Raw genomic sequence first — 20,607 nt, 5'->3', positions numbered from 1 at the left:
CCCGCAGGCCTCCGGAGAAGGCCGGCCGCGGCCCGCCTTTCAGTGGAAGGCGGCTTGCTGCTGCGGATAGGCGGGCGCGGGCACGTGGGACGAGAGGCCCATGAAGCCGCTGATGGAGGAGTCGGCGCCGTCGAGGGTGGCGGCGACGAGCCGCGCGACCGACTGCAGCGCTTCGTGGCTGCCCGCGCCGGTCGAATAGCTGCGGCAGCAAAGCGTGCCGTATTCGCTGCCATCCTTGCTTGCCACCGGCACGGCCGTGAAGACCGGGTTCAGCTGCTCGCGAGAGACGCTGCGCGGGCGCGGCAGGCGGGGGCGCGATTCGAGCACGCGCTGGCCGTAGGTCTCTTCCAGCGGATCGCAGGGCTGCTCGCCGCCGTCGTCCAGAGGCGTCGTGTAGCGCACGACCGGCTGGTTGCCGATGAACTGCGACACGAACACGGCATCCATGCCGAGCGCCTTGCGGATGCGCTCGAGCAGGGCGGAGATCGTGGCGTAGCGCGGGTGATCGGAGCTTTCGGGCGTCACGAGGACGAATTCACCGACCAGCACGTCCAGGGCGCCGGTGCGGGAATCCCAATCCATGGCTTCGACTTCGAGTTCGAGTTCGCTGCGGTCCGACATGATCGATGCTCCTTGTGGGGTGGAAGCGGTGTGTTGTGCGTTGCTTCCGATGCCTCAAGTAAAGCATCCGTAACGGATTTGGCCTTAGGGAATTGGCTTCACTCCGGCTGGGTCGTTTGCCTATCGGCAGGGGGGCGCTCGACGCCCCGGGGGGCCCGGTGCCAAGCCGAGCCTGCCCGCTTCGATGCGCCCCCGCGGCGGCCAAGCTCAGGAAGAAGTTCCGCTCCGACCCTTGAACTTCGCGCCGACGGCGAAGCCGCCCTCGGCCGACGTCACGCGCACCACTTCCGCGCTGCGCGGCGCCGGGTGGCTGTCGTCGGGCAGGTAGCGCATGCCGATCGTGATCTCGTGGCCCGGCTCGAGGGGCTCGTCGCTCACGAAGCCCACGCCCGTGTCGCTGAAATCGATGAGGCGTGCCCGGTTGCCGCCCACGTAGAGCGGCAGCTTGCTGCCGTAGCGCGTGGCCCTGCGGCGTTCGCTGCGGGCCGTGACCAGGTCGGGTTCGCGGGTGCTCATGTCAAATGTCTCCCATCTCGCGTGAGCGCAAAGGTAGCGCCGCGGCCGGCCCCTCGACTGTAGGCGCGCGTCCACAGTCCTTGCAGTCCGGGCGGGGCATTGGAAGAATGGGGGATTGGCCAGCGCGAGAACCCACCATGTCCAAGTTGCCGTTTCCGGATCCGGATGTGAAGCCGCCCGACTACCGCGTGCCGCGCGGGCGCAGCGGCGTCGGCTCGGAGTCGGCGCTGAAGACGCTCCTGAACGACCTCGAACGGGTGCGCCGCGCGAAGGAAGCCTATGGCGACTTGCCGCTGCGCCCGAAGAAGCGCAAGTGATACGACCAACGACAATACCCTCGATGCCAACCAACTTCCGACCGCTCCTTCGCCTCGTCGCTGCGGCGACCCTGCCCTTCGTGCTCGCCTCGTGCGGGGGCGGCGGCGGCAACCCCGGCACCTGCCAGGGCAGCACCGGCGTGTGCTTCGGCCTGCAGCCCGGCGGCGGCACGCCGGCGACGCCGGATGCGCTCGCGGGCATCTTCACCGGCACCAGCAGCACGGGCCGCACGGTGCACGCGGTCGGCGACGACAACGGCAATCTGTGGATGCTCTACAGCGGGGCCGGCGCACCGCTCACGCTCGCGGGCGTGGAGGAGGGCTCGGTGAGCGCGGTGAACGGCAGCGTGACCATCGCGGACCTCGCGGACCTTTCGGCCGCATCGGGGGTGGTGGCGCACGGCTCCCTCTCGGGCACGTACGTGACCGCGAGCAGCCTCGCGGCGACGGTTTCGCTGCCGCAGGTCGCATCGGTGAACGCGACGTTCCAGACCGGCTCCGGCAGTGTCGTCACCACCGCGCCGCTCGCGGGCAGCTGGATCGGGACTTCCGTCGTTGCGGGCGCGACCGAAAGCGCGATGCTCACGATCACGTCGGGCGGCGCGATCACCGGCACCACGACGAGCCTGTGCCAGATCACGGGCTCGGCCGTGCCCCAGCAGCATGTGGCGGCCTATGCCGTGGCGCTCACGTTCTTCGGCGGTACCTGCGCGAACGTCACACCCGTGAGCGGGGTCGCGCTCATCGACGGCAGCGCCCTGATGGTGGGCACGTTGAACGCGAACCGGTCGAACGGGTTCGTGTTCTCGGGAACGCAATAGCGCGCGGCTCGCTCGGCCGCCTCAGCTTCCGCGCAGCCAGGCGATAGCTTCGCCCTCGTCTTCGAACACGCGCAGGTTGAAGCCGGCGGCGCGGGCGGTGCGTTCGCTGTTACGCGTGCGGCGACCCGGGGGCACCAGCGAGGCGAGCTTGTGCAGGTGTCCGAGCTTGGAGGCGGCCCGCTCGCCGAGCGTGAATTGCTCGGTGAACCCGGTGAGGCTGGTGATGCCGCGCAAGTCGACGAGCAGCAGGCCGCGCGGTGCCGAGCTGGTCTCCACGGCCATGAGTTCGAGGTAGGAAAGTATCTGGCCGAGGGACGGATCGCCGCGCAGGCAGACTCGGCGGTAGCCGTCCTCGTCCTTCCAGGTCGCCTCGAGTGCCATCGTGCGAATGTTGCACGAAATCGAGGGGTGGGGAACGGTCGAGTGGCTTCCTCGCCAACGGATCATCACGCAACGGTCCGGCAGTCCCTGACCCATCGTGCAGGGGCAGGCGGTATATAATAAATATATATCCATTTCTGGGGGTCGATGATGGCCAGCGCCGGCAATTCGCTGCTTCTCCAGTTCCGCGCCAGGAACACCCGCTTTGGTGTCACGCGGGAAACCGTGAAGGCGCTTGCAAGCGAGCTCGATGTATCCGAGACGCAAGTGATTCACATGGCGCTATCCAGGTTTGCAGAAGAAGTCCTTCCTGCGTACGAACCCGACGATGGGCCGCTCACGGCTGCGCAGCTTGCGGCTTTGCGCAAGGAAGCGAAGGCGCACATGCCCAAGGGAAAGTTGCTCGAGCGACAGAAGCTGTTCGGATGAGCAGCCCTTGGCAGCCGCCCGCGGTGGGAGATATCGTCTGGTGCCACTTTCCCGAGTTGCCCACACGCGATCCCGGGCCGAAGCCAAGACCGGCCTTGGTCGTGAACGTCGAAATGCGCGATGACGGTGTCATTGTCGGAGTTGCTTATGGCACGTCGAAGCGGCTGGCAAACCTCAAGGCCGGTGAGTTCGCGACCACAAGGGTCCATGCTGCTGCATTCCAGCTGGCGGGCCTCGGATACGACACGAAGTTCGACTGCAAGCAAGTGATCGACCTGCCCTGGTCCGATCGGTTCTTCAAAGTTCCGCCGCATCCCAGGCACGGCCAGACGCCCAAGCTCGGGACTTTGCATCCTTCTGTGTATCACGCTGCCAAAGCGGCTTTCCGAGCCGGGGCGCGGTGAAGTGAGTCGTAGAAGGTCTCTCTCGCCCGGGATGGGCGATCATGGACGAAAAAAAGCCCCAAGGCGTCGATTTCCCTGGGGCTCTTGCTGCAGGATGCACTTTCCTGGAGACACTATTCTGGTGGCGCTTCAGGGACTCGAACCCCGGACCTGCGGATTATGATTCCGTCGCTCTAACCAACTGAGCTAAAGCGCCAATGAAGCCCGCGATTATATCAAGCGATCAGCTCGCGAGCTTGCCGAGCTCCTCGGTCACGAGCCGCACGATCAGCCGGTCCAGCGTGTCCACCGAATAGTTGCGCACGTCGTGCGTCGTCTCGCGGCCCGGCCCGCTCGACGGAGCGTGCGCGTTCGCATAGGTGAGGAAAACGAACTTGCCGCCCGTGTACTGCGCCATCTGCCGCTGGATGAATTCCCCCTGCCGGTCGAGGCCCGACGCCCCCACGCTGAAAATCTTGATGCCCTTGCCGAGCGCGGCGACCATGTCGTCGTCGTAGTGCGGCGCGCCGTAGTTCAGGTGCGGCGGCGCGTCGGCGATCAGGATCACCATGCGCGTCGCGCCGTCGCCGCGCCAGCTCAAGCCGTGCACCGCCTCGTGCAGCGCCTCGTTCATCGCCTCGGGATAGTCGCCTCCGCCATCGGCCTGCAGCGGGATCAGCGCATCGCTCAGAAAGCCGCCGACGTCGTCGCTGAAGTCGTGCGTGCGCGTGACGAACGCATCGCCATGGTCGCGATACGCCACCATTCCGAGGCACAGGTCCGGATGGCTCGGCAGACGCGCCACGTCCGCCACGATCGTGCGCAGACTCGCCTTCAGCTTGTCGATCTCGTCGCCCATCGAGCCGGTCGCATCGATCAGGAAGACGAGATCCAGCCGCGCCTGCTCGGGCACGGCTCGCGCGTCGAGACGGACTTCCACCGCGCTTTTCTGGCCGCGCACGAGCTGTCCCCACGAGAGGCGGCCGCCCTTGCGCACCGCGATGTCGTACTGCGGCGACAGCGAGGGATCGAACGCATTCGGATGCAGCCACACGCGCCCGCCCGCATCGGTGCGCGCCCACATCGAGTAGCCGCTTGCCGCCTGCACGGCGACCTCGGCGTCCGCGATGCCGCGCCCGCGGGAGTCCTTCACCTCGAGCAAATAGCGCTCGCGAATGTCGCGGGGCCGATGCGATACGTGCGTGCGCGCCCGGAACGCCAGATACGAATCGAAGTCCGCGTTGTCGTCGACCATGCCGGCGGTGACGGCTTGCGATCTGCGCTGCGGTTGCGCCAGGGGCTGCGGCATCGGCGCGTATTGAGGCGGCGCGAAGGTGGGTGGCCGCGGCATGGCGCGGTCGGTGTTGTCCGCGAAGGCCTTGCTTTCGGCGCGCGCGGCGGCAGGTGCGGCCGGTGCCGAAAGCGACCCCGCGCCGGTCGCGCTGCCCGCGGCTGCCTCGGACTTCGCGAGCGCCTCGCGCGCGGGTTCCGCGTCACGACGCGCACGCGTGTCGCCTCGCAGATGCGGATATTGCGCATCGACCGACCCGCCCGGGACTTCGCGCGTCGTGACGGGCCGTGCGCAATGCGTGGCGGAAGGCGCGCGGAAGTTCGGCACACTCCGCACGACAGGAGGGTACTGCTGGGGAGAGCGCTGCGACTCCCAGGCCTGCGGTTCGGGCTCGGGCCACTGGCCCTGCGGCCGGGCCATGGCGCTGCAGCCGGAAAGCAGCAGTTGCGCGGCGACGACCGCAACCAACGTGCGCGAGAAGAAGCCGCGCTGCGGGAAGCTGCGGCGCAAAAGGCGGCGGAAAAGTCGGCGGAAAGGGCGACGGGACAAGTGCGTGCTGGATGCGTGCGTGCGGGACATCGAAGCCTCCTGGTGGCGAATGAAACGAGCGAACTGGATGAGGCTTGATACGGCGCGCGTTCCTGCACGGGGTGAAATTTCCCGCCCCGGTTTAACCCCGAAGCACGGCGAGCCCCGTACAACGTGATGTGACAATCCGCCCATGCCCCGCGAGCCGCGCGACGACATGCCCGACGAAGACCTGATGCAGGCCTATGCGCGCGGCGACGTCGCCGCGTTCGATGCGCTCTATGCGCGCCACGAGGGCGCGCTCTTCCGCTTCGTGCGTCGCGTGCTGGGTGCCTCCTTCGCGGCGCAGGCCGACGAGGTGTTCCAGGACACGTGGCTGCGCATCGTCGCCGCGCGCGAGAGCTTCGCGCCGCAGGGCGCATCGTGGCGCACGTGGGCCTTCACCATCGCGCACAACCTCGCCATCGACCGGCTGCGCACGCGCGGGCGCGAGATGCCGCTCGTTGCCGCGGACGACGATGGCGATCCGCTCGACTGGCTGCAGGAGGCGCTCGATGCGAGCCATCCGTCGAGCGAGGACGAGGCGTTCTGGCGCGCGGCGGGCCGCCAGTTGCTGCATTGCCTGGAGGAGCTGCCCGAGCCGCAGCGCGCGGCCTTCCTGCTGCATCACGAGGACGGCGCGAGCGTGGAGGACATGGCCCGCGCGCTGGGCTTGCCTTTCGAAACCGCGAAGAGCCGACTGCGCTACGCGCTGCAGAAGCTGCGCGGCTGCATGAAGCACTACCTCGGTGCGATCGGGAGCCCGGCATGACCGCGTGGCGCGATGCGCGCCTGCGGCGTGCGCTCGACGCCGCGCCCGATGCGGATGCCGTGCCCGGCGAGGCTGCGCGCCACGCGATCCGCGAAGCGGCCCGGCGCGCGATCGCAACGAAGCCGGCGGCGCGGTCCGGTTGGCGCCGGTGGTGGGACGAGCCGGGACAGCGCATGCCGTGGAATGCCGCATTCGCGACGGTGCTGCTGGCCGTGCTCGTGGGTGTGCTGTGGCATGGGCAAGAGGTGCCGGGTGTGCGGCCGGAAGCGGAGAGCGCCCGGCCTGCGGAGAAGTCCACGGCGACAGCTTCGCAGGAACGAGCAGACACGGGGCCGCCGTCCGTGCCGCCCGCGGTGGTGGCCCCCGCGCCGAGCGCCGCGCCGCGCCGTGCGCCCGCCACGGCGCCCGCGGGGGCGCCCATCCCCTCGATGTCGGCGGAGCGTGGGCGGACTCCACGGCCGCAGGAAGCACAGCAGCCGAGGCCGCCCCCGGCGGGACCGGATGAGCGTCTGGCCGAATCGCGAAGAGGGCAGTCGCAGACGCAGTCGAAGGCGCAGGCAGATGCGCAGATGGAGACGCAGACGCAGGCGCAGGCGCAGGCGCAGCGACGTGACTTTGCGCAGAACAAGTCGCTCGCGAGCGACGCAGCCGGGTCTTCCGCGCAAGGAAGCCTTGCTGCCGCCCCGCCGGCCACTTTGCCGATGCCGTCGCAGGGTGCTCGGCAAGACGCTCGGCAAGGCGCTCGGCAAGACGGCCCGCAGGCCGTCCCGCAAGCAGCCCCCATGGCGAAGGCCGCGCCTTCTCCACCGCTGCCCGCCGCGGTGCGCAGCGAGTTCGCCGCGCCGCCCGGATGGACCGCCTTGCGCGTGCAATCCGAAGGGCGCGACACCGTCGTGCCCCGAGACCGGGCCGGCCAGCTCGCATCGCTCGTTCAGCGTGCGATCGCTGCGGCGAGCGGCACGCAGCCGTTCGCCGCAACGCCTACCTTGCGGATCGAGCTGCTGCGCGGCGATCAACGGGTCGGCGTTCTGGAGCTCGCAGGCGACCAGGTGAGATTCACCGACGCGGCGGCCGGCGCGGCCGCTGAGGCGGGCGCCATCGACAGCGCGCTCGCCGATGCGTTGCGCGCCGAGGCCGCGCGCGTGCCCGTCACTCGCCCGTGAACTTCGGCTCGCGCTTGGCGAGAAACGCGTCCATGCCTTCTTTCTGGTCGTTCGTCGCGAACATCGCGTGGAACATGCGCCGCTCGAAGAGGAGGCCATCCGAAAGGGGGCTCTCGAAGGCGCGGTTCACCGCTTCCTTCGCGGCCATGGCGGCCAGGCGCGGCATCCCGCAGATCGCGAGTGCCGCGGCCAGGGTCTCGTCCATGAGCTTGTCCAGCGGCACGACGCGGCTCACGAGTCCCGCGCGTTCGGCCTCGGCCGCATCCATCATGCGCGAGGTGAGCACCATGTCCATCGCCTTGGACTTGCCCACGGTGCGCGGCAGGCGCTGCGTGCCGCCCGCGCCCGGGATCACGCCGATCTTCACTTCGGGCTGGCCGAACTTCGCGTTGTCGGCAGCGATGATGAAGTCGCACATCATCGCCACCTCGCAGCCGCCGCCGAGCGCGAAGCCCGCCACCGCGGCGATCACGGGCTTGCGGATCGAGCGGATCGTCTCCCAGTTGCGGCTGATGTACCCGGTGCGAAAGACGTGCGCGAAGTCGTACCTGGCCATCGCCTGGATGTCCGCGCCGGCGGCGAAGGCCTTCTGGCTGCCGGTGACGACGATGCAGCCGATCGCGTCGTCGGCGTCGAACGCCTTCAGCGCCGCGCCCAGCTCATCCATCAGCTGGTCGTTCAGGGCGTTCAGTTGCTTCGGGCGGTTCAGGGTGATGATGCCGACTCGGTCCCCTTCGGTGCGGACTTCGATCGTTTCGTAGGTCATGGCGGCGGTCCTTTCGCTGGCGGCAACTATAACGAAGCGCCGCGATGCGCTAGAGTGATGCGCGAAGGAGACGCACCATGGACGAACAAACCGTGCTGTTCGAAAGGCGCGAAGCCGTCGCGCTGGTCACGCTGAACCGGCCGCAGGCCTTGAACAGCTTCACGCGCCACATGCACGAGCAGCTCTGGGGGGCGCTTGCGAAAGTGGAACAGGACAAGTCGATCCGCGCGCTCGTGCTGACCGGCGCCGGCCGCGGCTTCTGCGCCGGGATGGATCTGTCGGAATTCGACCTCGCGCCCGGTCCCGACCTCGCGAAGCGCGCGGACCCGGGCCCCATCATCAACGAATGCTTCAATCCCACGATTCGCCGCCTGATGCGGCTGCGCGTGCCGACGGTTGCGGCCGTGAACGGCGTGGCAGCGGGCGCGGGCGTGTCGATGGCGATGGCCTGCGACCTCGCTGTCGCGGCGCCGGGGGCGAGCTTCATCCAGGCCTTCGCGAAGATCGGGCTCGTGCCCGATTCGGGCGGTACGTGGTTCGCCATCAAGAAGCTCGGGCTCGCGCGGGCCATGGGCTTTTCGATGCTGGGCGACAAGGTGTCCGCCCGGGAGGCGAAGGAGTGGGGCCTGATCTGGGACGTGGCCGCCGAGGGCGAAGACTGCCTGGCCGCCGCGATGAAGCTCGCGGGCCGGCTCGCCGCAATGCCCACGCGCGCGCTCGTGGAAACGCGCCATCTGCTGCGCTATGCGGCGTCGCGCGAGCTGGACGGCCAGCTCGATTCCGAACGCGACACGCAGTCGGAGCTGGGCCGCACGCACGACTACATCGAAGGCGTGAGCGCGTTCGTCGAGAAGCGCGCACCGAATTTCAAGGGCGAATGATTCAAGGTTCAAGGGCGAATGATTCAAGGACGAATGAACGGCGCCAGGCCGGGCCAAGGCGCTCGCGCTGTCCGGTCGCGCCCGGTCACCGTCATCCCCGCGGAAGCGGGGATCCAGGGCTTGCCCACCGTCATCCCCGCGAAGGCGGGGATCCAAGGCTTCCCGACGCTCTGGATTCCCGCGTTCGCGGGAATGACGACCGTTTTTTCCTCATTCGCCGTGCGAACGCGCGGCGTCATGGACATCTGAAGTGAGCGCCGATCCAGCGGACCTCGCCCGCCGCGTGGGCGAAACCATGTTCGCGGCCGACCACGCGAGCCGCGAGTTCATGCGGATGGAGCTCGTCTCGTGCGAGCCCGGACGCGCGGTCATGCGCATGCGCGTGCGCGCGGAGATGCTCAACGGCCACAAGATCTGCCACGGCGGCTTCATCTTCACGCTCGCCGACTCGACGTTCGCCTTCGCCTGCAACAGCCACAACAAGGTGACCGTCGCGGCAGGCTGCGCCATCGAATTCCTGAAGCCGGCCCACCTGGACGACGTCCTCACCTGCGAAGGCGTCGAGCAGATGCTGCAGGGCCGCCACGGCATCTACGACATGCGAGTCACCAACCACAATGGCGAAGTCGTCGCGATGTTTCGCGGCAAGAGCGCCAGCATCCAGGGCCACGTGATCCCCCAAGAGGAGTGAGGCGAACCATGGCAGGATTCCCGCTCGAGCCGATCGAGAAGGCGAGCATCGACGAGCTGCGCTCGCTGCAGTTCAAGCGCCTGAAGCAGACGCTGCACCACGCCTACGCGAATTCGCCGGTCTACCGGCGCAAGTTCAACGAAGCCGACGTGCGCCCCGAGGACCTGCGCACGCTCGCCGACCTGCGGAAGTTTCCATTCACCACCAAGCAGGACCTGCGCGAGAGCTACCCCTTCGGCATGTTCGCGGTTCCGCGCGAGCAGTGCGTGCGCATCCATGCCTCCAGCGGCACGACGGGCAAGCCGACGGTCGTGGGCTACACGAAGAACGACATCGACACCTGGGCGCTCGTGATGGCGCGTTCGATCCGCGCCGCGGGCGCGCGGCCCGGCGATCTCGTGCACGTGAGCTACGGCTACGGCCTCTTCACGGGCGGACTCGGCGCGCACTACGGCGCCGAGCGGCTCGGCCTCACCGTGGTCCCCTTCGGCGGCGGGCAGACCGAACGCCAGGTGCAGCTGATCGGCGACTTCCGCCCCGACATCATCATGGTGACGCCGAGCTACATGCTTGCGATCGCCGACGAATTCGATCGCCAGGGGCTCGACCCCGCGCGCAGCAGCCTGCGCATCGGCATCTTCGGCGCGGAACCGTGGACCAACGACATGCGCGAGGCGATCGAAAAGCGCATGGGCATCGATGCGGTCGACATCTACGGCCTGTCGGAAGTGATCGGGCCGGGCGTGGCCAACGAATGCGTCGAGACGAAGGACGGCCCGACGATCTGGGAGGATCACTTCTACCCCGAGATCGTCGATCCGCGGACGGGCGAGCCGCTCGCCGAGGGTGAACTGGGCGAGCTCGTCTTCACGAGCCTCACGAAGGAGGCGCTGCCGATCGTGCGCTACCGAACGCGCGATCTCACGCGGCTTCTGCCCGGCACCGCACGCACGATGCGGCGAATGGAAAAGATCACGGGCCGCAGCGACGACATGATGATCGTGCGCGGCGTGAACGTCTTTCCGACGCAGATCGAGGAGCTGATCCTGAAGCGCCCGGAACTCGCGCCGCACTACCAGTGCATCCTCATGCGAGAAGGGCCGCTCGACTCCCTTACCGTCGCCGTGGAGGCGCGAGCGGAGCTTTCGCACGAAAGCAGCGAAGCGCGCGAGGCGGGCGAGCGGCTCGCGCACGAGATCAAGGCATACATTGGTACGACGGCACGGATCGAACTGCGGCCTTCCGGGGGCATCGAGCGCAGCATGGGCAAGGCCAAGCGCGTGATCGATCAGCGTAAGTGACGTTGCGCGGCCGCGCGCCGCGCCCTAGACTCGCCGCCACGCCGTTCGGGCGGGTCGATTCGAAGAGGAGTTCATTCGATGGAGCGCATCAGCCAGTGGTTCCTGCGGCTTGCCGTGCTGTACCTCGTCCTGGGCATCGTCCTGGGCAACGTGATGGGGATGAGTGGCGACCACTCGATGATGCCCGTGCACGTGCACCTGAACCTGCTCGGGTGGGTGACGATGGGGCTCTTCGGCCTGTTCTATCGCGCCTGGCCGGCCGCGGGCATGACGAAGCTCGCGAAGCTGCAGTTCTGGATTTACGTGCCGTCGCACTTCGTGCAGATGGTGAGCCTCTCGCTCCTGTATCGCGGTGTCGTGTCCATCGAGCCGCTCCTGGGCATCTCTTCGCTGGTGGTGGGCATCGCGATCATCATGTTCGCCGTGGTGCTCTGGCGCGCGACGGGTGTGGCGACCGATCCGGCGAAGGCCGCGATGATGGCCGAGGGCGTCCGGCCGGCGGGGTGAGCCGTCAGCGCTGCTCGATCTTGTCCACGACGAGATCGATCCAGATCTCGCTGCCCTGCGTCACGCGGATTCGCACGGGGAGGTACTGCAGGCTCGGCGCGTACCACATCTCCGCGACGATGTTGCCCTTCGGATTGGCGATCGGCCGCGGCTTGAGGTGATACGCCTCGACGGCACCGAGCGTTCCGGTCTGCAAGGTTTCGCGCCCGACGATGTCGTAAGTCCACAGGTCGACGCTGCCCGGCCGCGCGAGCCAGAAGCTCACGCTCTTGCCCACCTCGAGCGCGTCGCGTCCCGTCGCGAAGCGATGCGCGAGGTCGACGAACTGGCTCGCGGTGTCCTGCACGCCCTGCGGCTTGCCCGACGTGCGCCCGCCGTCGAGCGCGATGGTGTGCTCGCCGAACTGCGCCGCGCGGCGCTTGCCCACCCGCGCCTCTTCGTACGCTCGCGGCACGAGCCCGTCGTCGGTGACTTGCCCCTGGCTCGTGACCAGCATGCGCACCCAGGGCGCGATGTCGATGTCCAGCTGCACCTGGTAGCGCGCGCCGTCGCGCTGCCACTGCACGCGCGCGTTGCCGTAAAGCGGTCCGCGGAACTGGCCGTCCAGGCGATAGCTGAGGCGCGTGTCGGCGGGCCAGGTGTCGAGCCAGGCCTCTTGCGAAGGAGCCGGCGCGGCGCTGGCCGCGGCAGCGGCCGCCGAAGCTTCGGCTTGCGGTTGCGACGCTGCGGCGAGCGGTGCCTCTGCTGCCCGCGCGGAGGCGGTCGATGCGTCGGGGGTGGACCCGGATGCAGGCGCGCCCGCGAGTGCATCCGCCTCCGAAGCGGCCACAGCCTCCGAAGCGGCCGCAGCCTCCGGCTCGGCCACAGCCTCCGGCTCGGCCAAACCCTCCGGCGCGGCCACGGACTCGGGCTGCGCGACGGTGGCCGTTGCCTTCCGCGGCATGGACGCGGATGATGCGGGCAAGCTCGCGGCGATCGAGCCTTCGCTCGGCGGCGGCCTGCGAACGGGCCTGGGTTTCGGCTTCGGCGCCGGTGCCGCGGCGGGCGGCTCCTTCTGTTGGAGCAGGCGCGTGAACATCGGCGGCGCCATCGCCTGCAACACCGAATCGGAGAGAGTCAGTTCGCGTCCGGCCCAGTCCACGATCGCGAGATGCGCGGCCAGCACGCAGGCCGTGACAAGCGCTAGTGCGTGGCGGCGAGCCATGCCTGCGCCCGTTGCGCTTCGCGCAGCGCGAGGCGCCAGGTCGTCGCGGCCTGCGGAATGTTCAGTTCGAGCCGCAAGAGGCGCTTGTCGCGCGCGACCAGCGCGATCACCTTGCGGTGCTGCCCGGCATAGAGCGTGAGGTCGTCCAGCTTCGAAAGCCGCCAGCCGCTGCCGGCCACTTCCACGCCGAGCCATTCGTCGCCCGCCGCGATGCCGGCCTGTTCGGCTGCCCCGCCGCGCAGCGCGTTCTTGACGATGACCGCGCCGTTCGCCTCGTTCACGCGCAGGCCGAGGCGCTGCTGCAGCTGCGACGGCTCCTCCATCACGGCGATGCCCTGGCGTTCGAGCAGTTCCTTCAGCGGCAACTCGCGCGTGCCGTGCACCCAGGCTGCGAGCTCGCGCGTGAAGGCGCGGCCGCCGAGCTCCTTCAGCACCGCGGCGAAGTCGGCTTCGCTCATGGGCCCCGCCTTGCAGCGCTGCCAGAGCGCGCGCATCACGTCGTCGAGCGACGCGCGGCCGTCGGCGCGCAACGTGAGGTCGAAGCACAGCGCCACGAGCGCGCCTTTGGTGTAGTAGCTCACCGTGGCGTTGGCCGTGTTCTCGTCTTGCCGGTAGTACTTGACCCACGCATCGAAGCTCGCCTGCGCGACCGACTGCAAGTCGCGCCCGGGGGTCTGCATCACCTGGTTGATGGTCTTGTTCAGCAGTTTCACGTAAGTCACGTCGTCGATCACGCCGGCCCGGCGCAGCAGCAAGTCGTCGTAATAGCTCGTGAAGCCTTCGAAGAACCACAGCAGCTGCGTGTAGTTCTCCGCTCCGTAGTCGTAGTGCGCGAATTCGGCGGGGCGCAGGCGCTTCACGTTCCAGGTGTGGAAGTACTCGTGGCTCACGAGGCCCAGAAGCGTCACGTAGCCTTCCGTCATGCGCGAGTCGCCGAGCCTCGGCAAGTCGCGGCGCGACGCGATGAGCGCAGTGGAGTTGCGGTGCTCGAGGCCTCCGTAGCCTTCGTCCACGGCGTTCAGGATGAAGAGATAGGACTTGTGCGGCGGCCGCGGGCGAGCGCGCCCCGTGCCCCGGGACTTCTCGTGCCAGAAGCGGATCTGCGTCTCGCAGATCTTCTGCACATCGGCGATCAGCCGCTCGCCGTCGAACGATTCCGGCGCGCCCGCGAGCACGAAGCGGTGCGGCACGCCGCCCGCCCTGAACTCGCGGCTGAAGAAGGCGCCCAGCTCCACGGGGCAGTCGACCAGCTCGTCGTAGTCCTGCGCGGCATAGGTGCCGAAGCCGCGCCGGGTCACCTTCACGGGCGCAAGGCCCGTCGCCGCTTCCCAGTTCGCCGGGGACTTGCCCGCTGCGATTTCCAGTTCGTGCCTCGAAGCTTCCAGCCCATGCGCTTTCAGGCACACGCTCGTGCCGTTGAAGAAGCCGCGCTGCGAATCGAGCCACGCGGTGCGCACCGAGTTGTCGAAGGCGTACACCTCGTACGTGAGGACGAGCGGGCTGGAGGGCACGCAGTCGACTTGCCAGTTGCACTTGTCCAGCTGCTGCACGGCCACCGGCTTGCCGTCCTGGCGCGCGGCGAGCTTTTGCAGGTGCCTGGAAAACTCGCGCACGAGATAGCTGCCCGGAATCCAGACGGGCAGCGACAGGCGCTGCGGCACCTCGGGCGCCGCGATCGTGAGCGTGACGTGAAAGAGGTGCGCGTTCGGCTCCGCGGGCTCCACGCGGTAGTGCACGCTGTCGGCGGGCGCGACGCTCACTTGCCCTGGGCCAGCAGCTTTTCGAACTGCGCGGCCGTCACCGCGCCGGGCACGCGGCTGCCGTCGGACAGGATCAGTGTCGGCGTGCCCGAGATGCGATGCCGGCGGCCGAGCGCGATGTTGCGCTCGAGCACCGAGGTGTCGCAGCCGCCCGCGGACGGCAGCGCCTTGTCGCGCGCCATCCAGTCCACCCAGATGCGGCCCTTGTCGGCGGCGCACCAGATCTGGCGCGACTTCACGGCCGAGTCGGGGCCGAGGATCGGGTAGAGAAAGACGTGGATCGTCACGTTGTCCACTCTCTGGATGTCGCGCTCCATGCGCTTGCAGTAGCCGCAGTTCGGGTCCTCGAAGATCGCCACCTTGCGCTGTCCGTTGCCGCGCACCACCGTGAACGCGTCCTTCACCGGCAGCGTGCTGAAGTCGACCGCGAGCAGCTTGTCCTGCCGAGCTTCGGTGAGGTTTTTCTTGGTGCGGGTGTCGATGAGCGTGCCTTCCAGCAGGAAGTTGCCGTCGGCGTCCGAATAGAAGATGTCGGTGCCGACGCGAATCTCGTAGAGCCCGGGCATCGGCGTGCGGCTCACCTCGTCGATATGGCCCAGCTGCGGCACGCGTTCGACGAGGTTCCTGCGCAGCGTCGCCTCGCCCGCCAGCATGCCGGAGATGGCCGGCGCCGGGCTCTGCGCCCGGGCGAAGAAGACCGCGAGCCCGGCGAACGCCACGCACGCTGCGACGGCCGCGCGCAGGCCGAAGGTGTTTGCTCTCATGTCCGGACCTCTACCGCTTCCTTAGCCATTCCATTCCCAATTCCATACCCAATTCCATTGCAGCTTCTTGCGCGACTTCTTGCGCCACTCTACAGCCGTCCCATCGCCTGCCGCGCGACCCAGTGCTTCAGCGGGCCGCTCCACTCGAAACCCTTCATGCCGGCGTTGCGCAGGAGCGTCCAGGGCTCCCCGGGCCGCGCGAAGAGCTGCTGCAGTCCGTCGGTGGCGAAGCCCATCGCGAGCACCGCCGCCTTGCGAGAACGTTCGTAGCGGCGCAGGAGACGTGCGTCGCCCGGGCCGCGCCAGTATTCGCGTTCGTGCAGCACCTTGGCGAGCGCCTCGGCATCGGCCAGGCCGAGGTTCAATCCCTGTCCCGCGAGCGGGTGCACCGTGTGCGCGGCGTCCCCCGCGAGCGCCCAGCCGGGGCCGCACCAGTCCTGCGCGTGCGCAAGCTGCAGCGACCAGGCGCGGCGTTCGCTCGCGAGCTTGAGCTTGCCGAGCGCGTGATGGCTCGCGGCAGCGACCCGGGACTGGAATTCTTCCGGCGGCAGCGCAAGGAGTCCGGGCGCCTGCGCATCCTGCACCGACCACACGAGCGCCACAGTGTTCCCGCCGGGGCCGCCGAGCGGCAGCAGCGCGAGGATGTCGCCCTCGTGGAACCACTGGCGCGCGACCTGGCCGTGCGGCAGTTCGCAATCGAAGCGCGCGGCGATCGCCTGCTGCGAATACGCGCTCACCTCGAAATGCACGTTGAATTCGGCGCGCGTCGTGCTCGTGCGGCCTTCGCACACGACCGTGAGCGGTGCGGCGCGCGGGGCATCGAGTCGCTCGACCATGGGCTGAAAGCGCAGCGCCTGCGCGAGCTGCGCTTCGAGCGGCGGCACATCGGCGATCCAGGCGAGCGCCGGCACGCCTTCGTCGGCCGCGCGGAAGCTCACGAGGCCGCCCTCGTCGCCGTGCACTTCCATCGCGGCCACGGGCGTCGCGTGCGCCTCGTCGGGCCAGGCACGCAGCCGCTCAAGCAGGTCCTTCGACGCGGCGTTGAGCGCGTAGGCGCGCACGTCGCTGTGGCCCCCCGAGGGCTGCGGGCCGCCCACGAGGCCCACGCGCAGGCGGTCGCGCGCGAGCAGCAGCGCGAGCGTGCTGCCCACGATGCCGGCGCCGCGGATGCACACGTCGATGGGAGGGGCCATCGGGGGATTGTAGGATTGGCCCTGATACGCCGCTTGCCCACCATGACTGAAGTCTCCGCCCGCATCGCCCGCCTCTTCGCCTACCCCGTGAAATCCTGCGCGGGTGCGGAACTCACCGAAGCCCTCGTCACCGAAACCGGATTCGACCTCGATCGCGCCTGGATGGTGGTGGACGAATCCGGCGAATTCGTCACCCAGCGCGAACTGCCGCGCATGGCGCTCGTGAAGACGCAGTTCCGCCGAGGCGAGGTGATCCTGCGCGCGCCCGGCATGCTCGCGCTGCACCTGCAGGAGGACGCGGTGGAAGGGCCCGCGCAGGTGCGTGTGTGGAACGACACCGTCGCGGCCTACGACATGGGCGACGTGGCGGCGCAGTGGTTCAGCGACTTCCTCGGCCGCAAGAGCCGGCTCGCGCGGTTCGATCCCGAATGCCGGCGTCTTTCGAACCTGGAGTGGACGGGCGGTGTCGAGGCGCCCAACCAGTTCGCCGACGGCTACCCGCTACTCGTCGTGAGCGAGGCCTCGCTCGATCTGCTCAACGAGAAGCTGGCGGCGCGCGGCGTGGCGGCCATCGGGATCGAGCGCTTCCGGCCGAACATCGTGCTCGCGGGCCTCGAGGCGCACGATGAGGATCGCGTCTCGGTGCTGCGCATCGACACGCCCGAAGGCGAGGTGCGGCTCGCGCTCGTGAAGCCGTGCTCGCGCTGCACGATCCCGACCGTGGACCCCGCCACGGCCGAGATGAACCCGGCGATCAACGACGTGCTGCGGACCTATCGCGCGAGCGAACGGCTGGGCGGTGCGATCGCTTTCGCGATGAACGCGATCGTCCTGGAAGGATTCGATCGGATCCTGCGGGCGGGCCAGCGCGTCACGGGGGACTGGGACTTCGCGTAGAGGCGGCTCACCTCACCACCGACAGCGGCGGCCGGTCCGTGCCGTTTTGTGGCGGGACTTCGTCGAGCATCGACGAATCCTGCAGCCCGGCGGGCATCGTCGCGGGCGGCGCGAGGAACCGGATCGGGCGACGCGTGCGCGGCGACATGCTCCCGAGCAAGGCATCGAGCGCCTGCGCGAGTTCGTCCGCCTCGTCTTTGCGCTCGTCGAGCAGCGCGCCCGCGATGTGGAATTGCAGCGTCACGTCGGGCTTGAGTCCCTTCAGCGGCATGAGCCCCGCCGCGATCAGGCGCGCGGCGCGGTCGGTGATGACGGCTCGCGAGGCGACGCCTTCGAGGATCACGCCGAAGCGCGCCTCGCCGATGCGGCTCACGGTGTCGACGTCGCGCAGCAGCCGGCGCAGCTTGATCACGCTGCGCAAGAGGCTCTGTTCGGCGACCGCCGAGCCGAAGTGGTGCTTGATCCGCGGGTAGTTGACGAGATCGATGAAGATCACCGCGGCGTTCTCGCGGTCGTGCCGGAAGCGCGCGACGACCTGGCGCAGGCGGTCGCGGAAGAGGTGCGGCGCAAGAAGCCCCGTGAGCGCGTCCTGGGTGGACAGCGCCTGCTCGCGGATCTGCGCGCCGTGCCGCTCGCGCGAGCGGATCGAGAGGGCCACGAGCAGCAAGGGCACCTCGATCGCCATCGCAACGACCACGGCGTACTGCGTGCCGAACGAGACGGGCAGCCAGCCGAACAAGCGCGAGAGGCTCAGCGCGACCGCGAGTGCGAGGGGCACGTAGGCCGAAAAGACCCAGAGTCCGACGACGTCGCCGCGGCGCCAGGCGGCGAGTGCCATGGCCAGGTTGATCGCCGTCGCGAGCACGACGTAGCCGGCGAGGATGGCGAGGCCCGCGAGCTTGGGCGCCGCCGGATGCAGCACGCCCATCGCGAGGCCGGCGAGTCCGAGCAGATAGATGAGGCGATCGGTCGACGGATGCCGCGCCGAGATGCCGATCAGGTTGCGCACGAAAAGGAGGGCTGCCGCCGCCGCGAAGTAAGAAAGGATCGCCTTCGGCGAATCGCCGAGCGCGCCGAGCCCGGGCCACAGGAGGTGCCCCGTCACGCCGGTGATGGTGGCCACCGCGAGCGTCGTCACCATCGCATAGAGCGCATACCACGCGTACACGCGGTCGCGGTAGACCCAGCTTTGCGTGAAGCAGACGGCGATCAGCAGCAAAAGGGCGCCGAATGCGAGCCCGAGGCCCAGGTATTCGAGCTGGATGCGCTGGTTGTGCGCGGCGAGCGTCACGAAGTGCACCGGGAAATTCGCGGAAGTCGCATGCCGGATGCGCACGAAGATGTCGCGCGGCTGGCCGTCGGGCAGCTCGAGCCGGAAGAACGGGTGGCGCCCCGGCTCGGGCCACTGGTTCACGGCGATGGTGTCGCCCGCGGACTCGGCTCGCCACCGCTCGCCTTCCTGCTGGAAGAGCGTGACCTGGTCGAGTGCCGGCATGGGGAATTCGACGAGCCAGTCCTGCCGCTCGCCCGGGGTGCGCATCAGCCGGTAATGGAACCAGAGCGCCGCGTCGGGGCCGAGCGCCCAGATGGTTTCCGTGACGAGCGGCTGAAAGCGGGCGATGCCTTGCGGACCCGCGACTTCCTCGATGGTCGCATTCGCGCGCGGGTCGAGCCAGACTTGTCCGAGGAGTTCGGCGTCGATGCTTTGCTGCGCGTCGTTCAGCAGCGTCGCGGGCGCCGGCTGCGTCATGGGCGTCGGTGCGGCGCCTTGCGTCGGCACGGCGATTGCGAAAAGCACGAGCGCGGCCACCCAGAGGCGCGCGAGCAGCGTGAACCGGCTCGCGCGTGGGCCGGCCCGGGGGCTTGGCATACACTTTCCGGTTCGATTCTCGGGAGCTGACATGAGTCTGAAGTGCGGGATCGTGGGGCTGCCCAACGTCGGCAAATCCACGCTGTTCAATGCGTTGACGAAGGCGGGCATCGCCGCCGAAAACTATCCTTTCTGCACCATCGAGCCCAACGTGGGCGTGGTCGAGCTGCCCGATGCGCGCCTCGCGCGGCTGGCCGCCATTGCGAAGCCGGAGCGCATCGTGCCAGCCATCGTCGAGTTTGTCGATATCGCGGGACTGGTAGCCGGCGCGAGCCAGGGCGAGGGCCTGGGCAACCAGTTCCTCGCGCACATCCGCGAGACGGACGCCATCGTGAATGTCGTGCGCTGCTTCGACGACGCGAACATCGTGCACGTCGCGGGCAAGGTGGACCCGGTGGCCGACATCGAGGTGATCCAGACGGAGCTGTGCCTCGCGGACCTCGGCACGGTGGAGAAGACGCTTGCGCGCTATGCGAAGGCCGCGAAGTCGGGCAACGACAAGGAGGCCATGAAGATGGCGGCCATGCTGCCGAAGGTGCGCGAGGCGCTGAACGAAGGCAGGCCCGCGCGCAGCGTGCAGCTGAACGACGAGGAGGCGGCGCTCCTGAAGCCTCTTTGCCTCATCACGGCCAAGCCTGCGATGTATGTGGGCAATGTCGACGAGAACGGCTATCACGACAATCCGTATCTGGACCGGCTGCGCGAGTACGGGGCGAAGCAGCATGCGCCGGTGGTGGTGATCTGCGCGAAGATCGAGTCGGAGATCGCGGATCTGGCCGAGGACGACAAGAAGATGTTCCTTGCCGAGATCGGGCAGGAGGAGCCGGGATTGAACCGTCTCATTCGCGCCGCGTTCGATCTGCTCGGGCTGCAGACGTATTTCACGGCCGGCGAGAAGGAAGTGCGTGCGTGGACGATCCACAAGGGCGACACCGCGCCGCAGGCAGCCGGTGTGATCCACACCGATTTCGAGCGTGGCTTCATTCGCGCGCAGACGATCGCCTTCGACGACTATGTCGCGTACAAGGGCGAGCAGGGCGCGAAGGATGCGGGGAAGATGAGGAGCGAGGGGAAGGAGTACGTGGTGAAGGATGGGGATGTGATGAATTTCCTGTTCAACGTCTGAGCCGACGGCCAGACGCTTTGGTTTCCTTCGTCATTCCCGCCTCCACCGTCATTCCCGCCCCTCCACCGTCATTCCCGCCGCTCCGCCGTCATTCCCGCCCCTCCACCGTCATTCCCGCGAAAGCGGGAATCCAGCGCCTTGTTCTTTCCTCGTGGAAATCGTTGACTTGCCGGAGTCACCTCTCCCCCACCTCGCGGCAACGCCGCGTGCGGCCGGGCCGCGGCGCGCGCTACGGCGTCCGTCGAGCCGCGCTCATCGCGCAGCCCTACCGGATTCCTGTCGCCGAACGGTCTCGCGGCCCCGCGCCGCAACTTGCTGCGTGTTTGGCGCGCACGCCAAACACTCCGCGCGAACAAGCGGCGCGAGCATGTCCACGTACGCCCGGC

Annotated in this window: 22 protein-coding genes and 1 tRNA gene; 12 read left to right on the top strand and 11 right to left on the bottom strand. The window is 68.6% G+C overall.

All coding sequences use genetic code 11. The annotated features are described in order from the left end of the window. Positions 1-39 precede the first annotated feature (39 nt). Both VHA82_RS17195 and VHA82_RS17190 read right to left on the bottom strand, forming a co-directional pair. Positions 40-621 (bottom strand): hypothetical protein, encoded by a 582-nt coding sequence (locus VHA82_RS17195; protein WP_325545971.1) that lies wholly within the window; start codon positions 619-621, stop codon positions 40-42. A gap of 207 nt (positions 622-828) precedes the next feature. Beyond that, positions 829-1,137, bottom strand: a complete 309-nt coding sequence (locus VHA82_RS17190; protein WP_325545969.1) for a PilZ domain-containing protein — start codon at positions 1,135-1,137, stop codon at positions 829-831. 137 nt (positions 1,138-1,274) lie between these two features. On the opposite strand from VHA82_RS17190, the gene VHA82_RS17185 reads away from it, so the two are divergent. Both VHA82_RS17185 and VHA82_RS17180 read left to right on the top strand, forming a co-directional pair. Next, positions 1,275-1,454 (top strand): hypothetical protein, encoded by a 180-nt coding sequence (locus VHA82_RS17185; protein ID WP_325545967.1) that lies wholly within the window; start codon positions 1,275-1,277, stop codon positions 1,452-1,454. Between the two features lie 23 nt (positions 1,455-1,477). Beyond that, positions 1,478-2,275: a hypothetical protein gene (locus tag VHA82_RS17180; RefSeq protein ID WP_325545965.1), complete on the top strand. Its 798-nt coding sequence runs from the start codon at positions 1,478-1,480 to the stop codon at positions 2,273-2,275. Positions 2,276-2,296: 21 nt separating this feature from the next. Here VHA82_RS17180 and VHA82_RS17175 read toward each other — a convergent pair whose 3' ends face one another. Further along, positions 2,297-2,656, bottom strand: coding sequence for a hypothetical protein (locus tag VHA82_RS17175; RefSeq protein WP_325545963.1), 360 nt, complete (start codon positions 2,654-2,656; stop codon positions 2,297-2,299). 150 nt (positions 2,657-2,806) lie between these two features. Here VHA82_RS17175 and VHA82_RS17170 point away from each other — a divergent pair, with 150 nt between their 5' ends. Both VHA82_RS17170 and VHA82_RS17165 read left to right on the top strand, forming a co-directional pair. Beyond that, positions 2,807-3,085 carry a hypothetical protein gene (locus tag VHA82_RS17170; RefSeq protein ID WP_325545961.1) on the top strand — a complete coding sequence of 93 codons (279 nt, stop codon included), beginning with the start codon at positions 2,807-2,809 and terminating at the stop codon, positions 3,083-3,085. Next, on the top strand, positions 3,082-3,489 hold the full coding sequence (locus tag VHA82_RS17165) for a type II toxin-antitoxin system PemK/MazF family toxin (RefSeq protein WP_325545959.1): 408 nt from the start codon (positions 3,082-3,084) through the stop codon (positions 3,487-3,489). The genes VHA82_RS17170 and VHA82_RS17165 overlap by 4 nt, the downstream gene beginning before the upstream one ends. 119 nt (positions 3,490-3,608) lie before the next feature. On the opposite strand, the gene VHA82_RS17160 is transcribed toward VHA82_RS17165, so the two are convergent. Further along, positions 3,609-3,685: transfer RNA gene (locus tag VHA82_RS17160), tRNA-Met, on the bottom strand. Between the two features lie 27 nt (positions 3,686-3,712). Next, on the bottom strand, positions 3,713-5,308 hold the full coding sequence (locus tag VHA82_RS17155; protein WP_325545957.1) for a vWA domain-containing protein: 1,596 nt from the start codon (positions 5,306-5,308) through the stop codon (positions 3,713-3,715). Positions 5,309-5,480: 172 nt separating this feature from the next. Between VHA82_RS17155 and VHA82_RS17150 the strand changes: the two genes are divergently transcribed. Together VHA82_RS17150 and VHA82_RS17145 are read left to right on the top strand one after the other, a co-directional pair. Next, positions 5,481-6,098: a sigma-70 family RNA polymerase sigma factor gene (locus tag VHA82_RS17150; RefSeq protein ID WP_325545955.1), complete on the top strand. Its 618-nt coding sequence runs from the start codon at positions 5,481-5,483 to the stop codon at positions 6,096-6,098. Continuing rightward, positions 6,095-7,261, top strand: a complete 1,167-nt coding sequence (locus VHA82_RS17145; protein ID WP_325545953.1) for a hypothetical protein — start codon at positions 6,095-6,097, stop codon at positions 7,259-7,261. The genes VHA82_RS17150 and VHA82_RS17145 overlap by 4 nt, the downstream gene beginning before the upstream one ends. On the opposite strand, the gene VHA82_RS17140 is transcribed toward VHA82_RS17145, so the two are convergent. Then, entirely contained in the window at positions 7,248-8,027 is a 780-nt protein-coding gene (locus VHA82_RS17140; protein WP_325545951.1) for an enoyl-CoA hydratase, read from the bottom strand. The genes VHA82_RS17145 and VHA82_RS17140 overlap by 14 nt on opposite strands. A gap of 77 nt (positions 8,028-8,104) precedes the next feature. Between VHA82_RS17140 and VHA82_RS17135 the strand changes: the two genes are divergently transcribed. The 4 genes from VHA82_RS17135 to VHA82_RS17120 all read left to right on the top strand — a co-directional run bounded on the left by VHA82_RS17135 (position 8,105) and on the right by VHA82_RS17120 (position 11,407). After that, positions 8,105-8,908, top strand: coding sequence for an enoyl-CoA hydratase-related protein (locus tag VHA82_RS17135; RefSeq protein ID WP_325545950.1), 804 nt, complete (start codon positions 8,105-8,107; stop codon positions 8,906-8,908). Positions 8,909-9,203: 295 nt separating this feature from the next. Further along, entirely contained in the window at positions 9,204-9,599 is a 396-nt protein-coding gene (gene paaI, locus VHA82_RS17130) for a hydroxyphenylacetyl-CoA thioesterase PaaI (RefSeq protein ID WP_325546152.1), read from the top strand. An 8-nt stretch (positions 9,600-9,607) separates the two neighbouring features. Continuing rightward, the gene (gene paaK / locus VHA82_RS17125; RefSeq protein WP_325545948.1) at positions 9,608-10,900 is read left to right on the top strand and encodes a phenylacetate--CoA ligase PaaK; all 1,293 of its coding nucleotides are present in this window, start codon (positions 9,608-9,610) and stop codon (positions 10,898-10,900) included. 78 nt (positions 10,901-10,978) lie between these two features. Further along, a complete protein-coding gene (locus VHA82_RS17120) occupies positions 10,979-11,407 on the top strand; it encodes a hypothetical protein (RefSeq protein ID WP_325545946.1) in 429 nt (142 codons plus the stop codon). Positions 11,408-11,411: 4 nt separating this feature from the next. Here the strand turns inward: VHA82_RS17120 and VHA82_RS17115 are convergent, their stop codons facing one another. The 4 genes from VHA82_RS17115 to VHA82_RS17100 form a co-directional block, all read right to left on the bottom strand. Then, positions 11,412-12,611, bottom strand: a complete 1,200-nt coding sequence (locus tag VHA82_RS17115) for a DUF3108 domain-containing protein (protein ID WP_325545944.1) — start codon at positions 12,609-12,611, stop codon at positions 11,412-11,414. Continuing rightward, entirely contained in the window at positions 12,590-14,371 is a 1,782-nt protein-coding gene (locus tag VHA82_RS17110) for a peptidase M61 (RefSeq protein WP_325545942.1), read from the bottom strand. The genes VHA82_RS17115 and VHA82_RS17110 overlap by 22 nt, the downstream gene beginning before the upstream one ends. Beyond that, positions 14,368-15,024, bottom strand: a complete 657-nt coding sequence (locus tag VHA82_RS17105) for a DsbC family protein (protein ID WP_325546150.1) — start codon at positions 15,022-15,024, stop codon at positions 14,368-14,370. The genes VHA82_RS17110 and VHA82_RS17105 overlap by 4 nt, the downstream gene beginning before the upstream one ends. Before the next feature lie 200 nt (positions 15,025-15,224). Then, positions 15,225-16,328 carry an FAD-dependent monooxygenase gene (locus VHA82_RS17100; RefSeq protein WP_325545940.1) on the bottom strand — a complete coding sequence of 368 codons (1,104 nt, stop codon included), beginning with the start codon at positions 16,326-16,328 and terminating at the stop codon, positions 15,225-15,227. Between the two features lie 42 nt (positions 16,329-16,370). On the opposite strand from VHA82_RS17100, the gene VHA82_RS17095 reads away from it, so the two are divergent. Next, a complete protein-coding gene (locus VHA82_RS17095) occupies positions 16,371-17,225 on the top strand; it encodes an MOSC domain-containing protein (protein WP_325545937.1) in 855 nt (284 codons plus the stop codon). A 7-nt stretch (positions 17,226-17,232) separates the two neighbouring features. On the opposite strand, the gene VHA82_RS17090 is transcribed toward VHA82_RS17095, so the two are convergent. Beyond that, positions 17,233-19,095 carry a sensor domain-containing diguanylate cyclase gene (locus tag VHA82_RS17090; RefSeq protein ID WP_325545935.1) on the bottom strand — a complete coding sequence of 621 codons (1,863 nt, stop codon included), beginning with the start codon at positions 19,093-19,095 and terminating at the stop codon, positions 17,233-17,235. Positions 19,096-19,126: 31 nt separating this feature from the next. Here VHA82_RS17090 and ychF point away from each other — a divergent pair, with 31 nt between their 5' ends. Then, the gene (gene ychF, locus VHA82_RS17085; protein ID WP_325545932.1) at positions 19,127-20,221 is read left to right on the top strand and encodes a redox-regulated ATPase YchF; all 1,095 of its coding nucleotides are present in this window, start codon (positions 19,127-19,129) and stop codon (positions 20,219-20,221) included. The last annotated feature ends 386 nt before the right edge of the window (positions 20,222-20,607 follow it).

The organism is Ramlibacter sp. (assembly GCF_035548915.1).
Lineage (GTDB): Bacteria > Pseudomonadota > Gammaproteobacteria > Burkholderiales > Burkholderiaceae_C > Ramlibacter.
The sequence above is the reverse complement of the archived record's forward strand: the minus strand, read 5'-3'. Positions and strand labels throughout refer to the sequence as shown.

Excerpts from the sequence above, each read along its gene's own strand:
- VHA82_RS17135 (WP_325545950.1), top strand. The coding sequence starts at position 8,105 with ATGGACGAACAAACCGTGCTGTTCGAAAGGCGCGAAGCCGTCGCGCTG.
- VHA82_RS17145 (WP_325545953.1), top strand. The coding sequence starts at position 6,095 with ATGACCGCGTGGCGCGATGCGCGCCTGCGGCGTGCGCTCGACGCCGCG.
- VHA82_RS17115 (WP_325545944.1), bottom strand. The coding sequence starts at position 12,611 with ATGGCTCGCCGCCACGCACTAGCGCTTGTCACGGCCTGCGTGCTGGCC.
- paaI (WP_325546152.1), top strand. The coding sequence starts at position 9,204 with ATGTTCGCGGCCGACCACGCGAGCCGCGAGTTCATGCGGATGGAGCTC.
- VHA82_RS17090 (WP_325545935.1), bottom strand. The coding sequence starts at position 19,095 with ATGCCAAGCCCCCGGGCCGGCCCACGCGCGAGCCGGTTCACGCTGCTC.
- ychF (WP_325545932.1), top strand. The coding sequence starts at position 19,127 with ATGAGTCTGAAGTGCGGGATCGTGGGGCTGCCCAACGTCGGCAAATCC.
- VHA82_RS17185 (WP_325545967.1), top strand. The coding sequence starts at position 1,275 with ATGTCCAAGTTGCCGTTTCCGGATCCGGATGTGAAGCCGCCCGACTAC.
- VHA82_RS17095 (WP_325545937.1), top strand. The coding sequence starts at position 16,371 with ATGACTGAAGTCTCCGCCCGCATCGCCCGCCTCTTCGCCTACCCCGTG.
- VHA82_RS17190 (WP_325545969.1), bottom strand. The coding sequence starts at position 1,137 with ATGAGCACCCGCGAACCCGACCTGGTCACGGCCCGCAGCGAACGCCGC.
- VHA82_RS17195 (WP_325545971.1), bottom strand. The coding sequence starts at position 621 with ATGTCGGACCGCAGCGAACTCGAACTCGAAGTCGAAGCCATGGATTGG.
- VHA82_RS17175 (WP_325545963.1), bottom strand. The coding sequence starts at position 2,656 with ATGGCACTCGAGGCGACCTGGAAGGACGAGGACGGCTACCGCCGAGTC.
- VHA82_RS17165 (WP_325545959.1), top strand. The coding sequence starts at position 3,082 with ATGAGCAGCCCTTGGCAGCCGCCCGCGGTGGGAGATATCGTCTGGTGC.
- VHA82_RS17105 (WP_325546150.1), bottom strand. The coding sequence starts at position 15,024 with ATGCTGGCGGGCGAGGCGACGCTGCGCAGGAACCTCGTCGAACGCGTG.
- VHA82_RS17120 (WP_325545946.1), top strand. The coding sequence starts at position 10,979 with ATGGAGCGCATCAGCCAGTGGTTCCTGCGGCTTGCCGTGCTGTACCTC.
- paaK (WP_325545948.1), top strand. The coding sequence starts at position 9,608 with ATGGCAGGATTCCCGCTCGAGCCGATCGAGAAGGCGAGCATCGACGAG.
- VHA82_RS17170 (WP_325545961.1), top strand. The coding sequence starts at position 2,807 with ATGGCCAGCGCCGGCAATTCGCTGCTTCTCCAGTTCCGCGCCAGGAAC.
- VHA82_RS17140 (WP_325545951.1), bottom strand. The coding sequence starts at position 8,027 with ATGACCTACGAAACGATCGAAGTCCGCACCGAAGGGGACCGAGTCGGC.
- VHA82_RS17100 (WP_325545940.1), bottom strand. The coding sequence starts at position 16,328 with ATGGCCCCTCCCATCGACGTGTGCATCCGCGGCGCCGGCATCGTGGGC.
- VHA82_RS17180 (WP_325545965.1), top strand. The coding sequence starts at position 1,478 with ATGCCAACCAACTTCCGACCGCTCCTTCGCCTCGTCGCTGCGGCGACC.
- VHA82_RS17150 (WP_325545955.1), top strand. The coding sequence starts at position 5,481 with ATGCCCCGCGAGCCGCGCGACGACATGCCCGACGAAGACCTGATGCAG.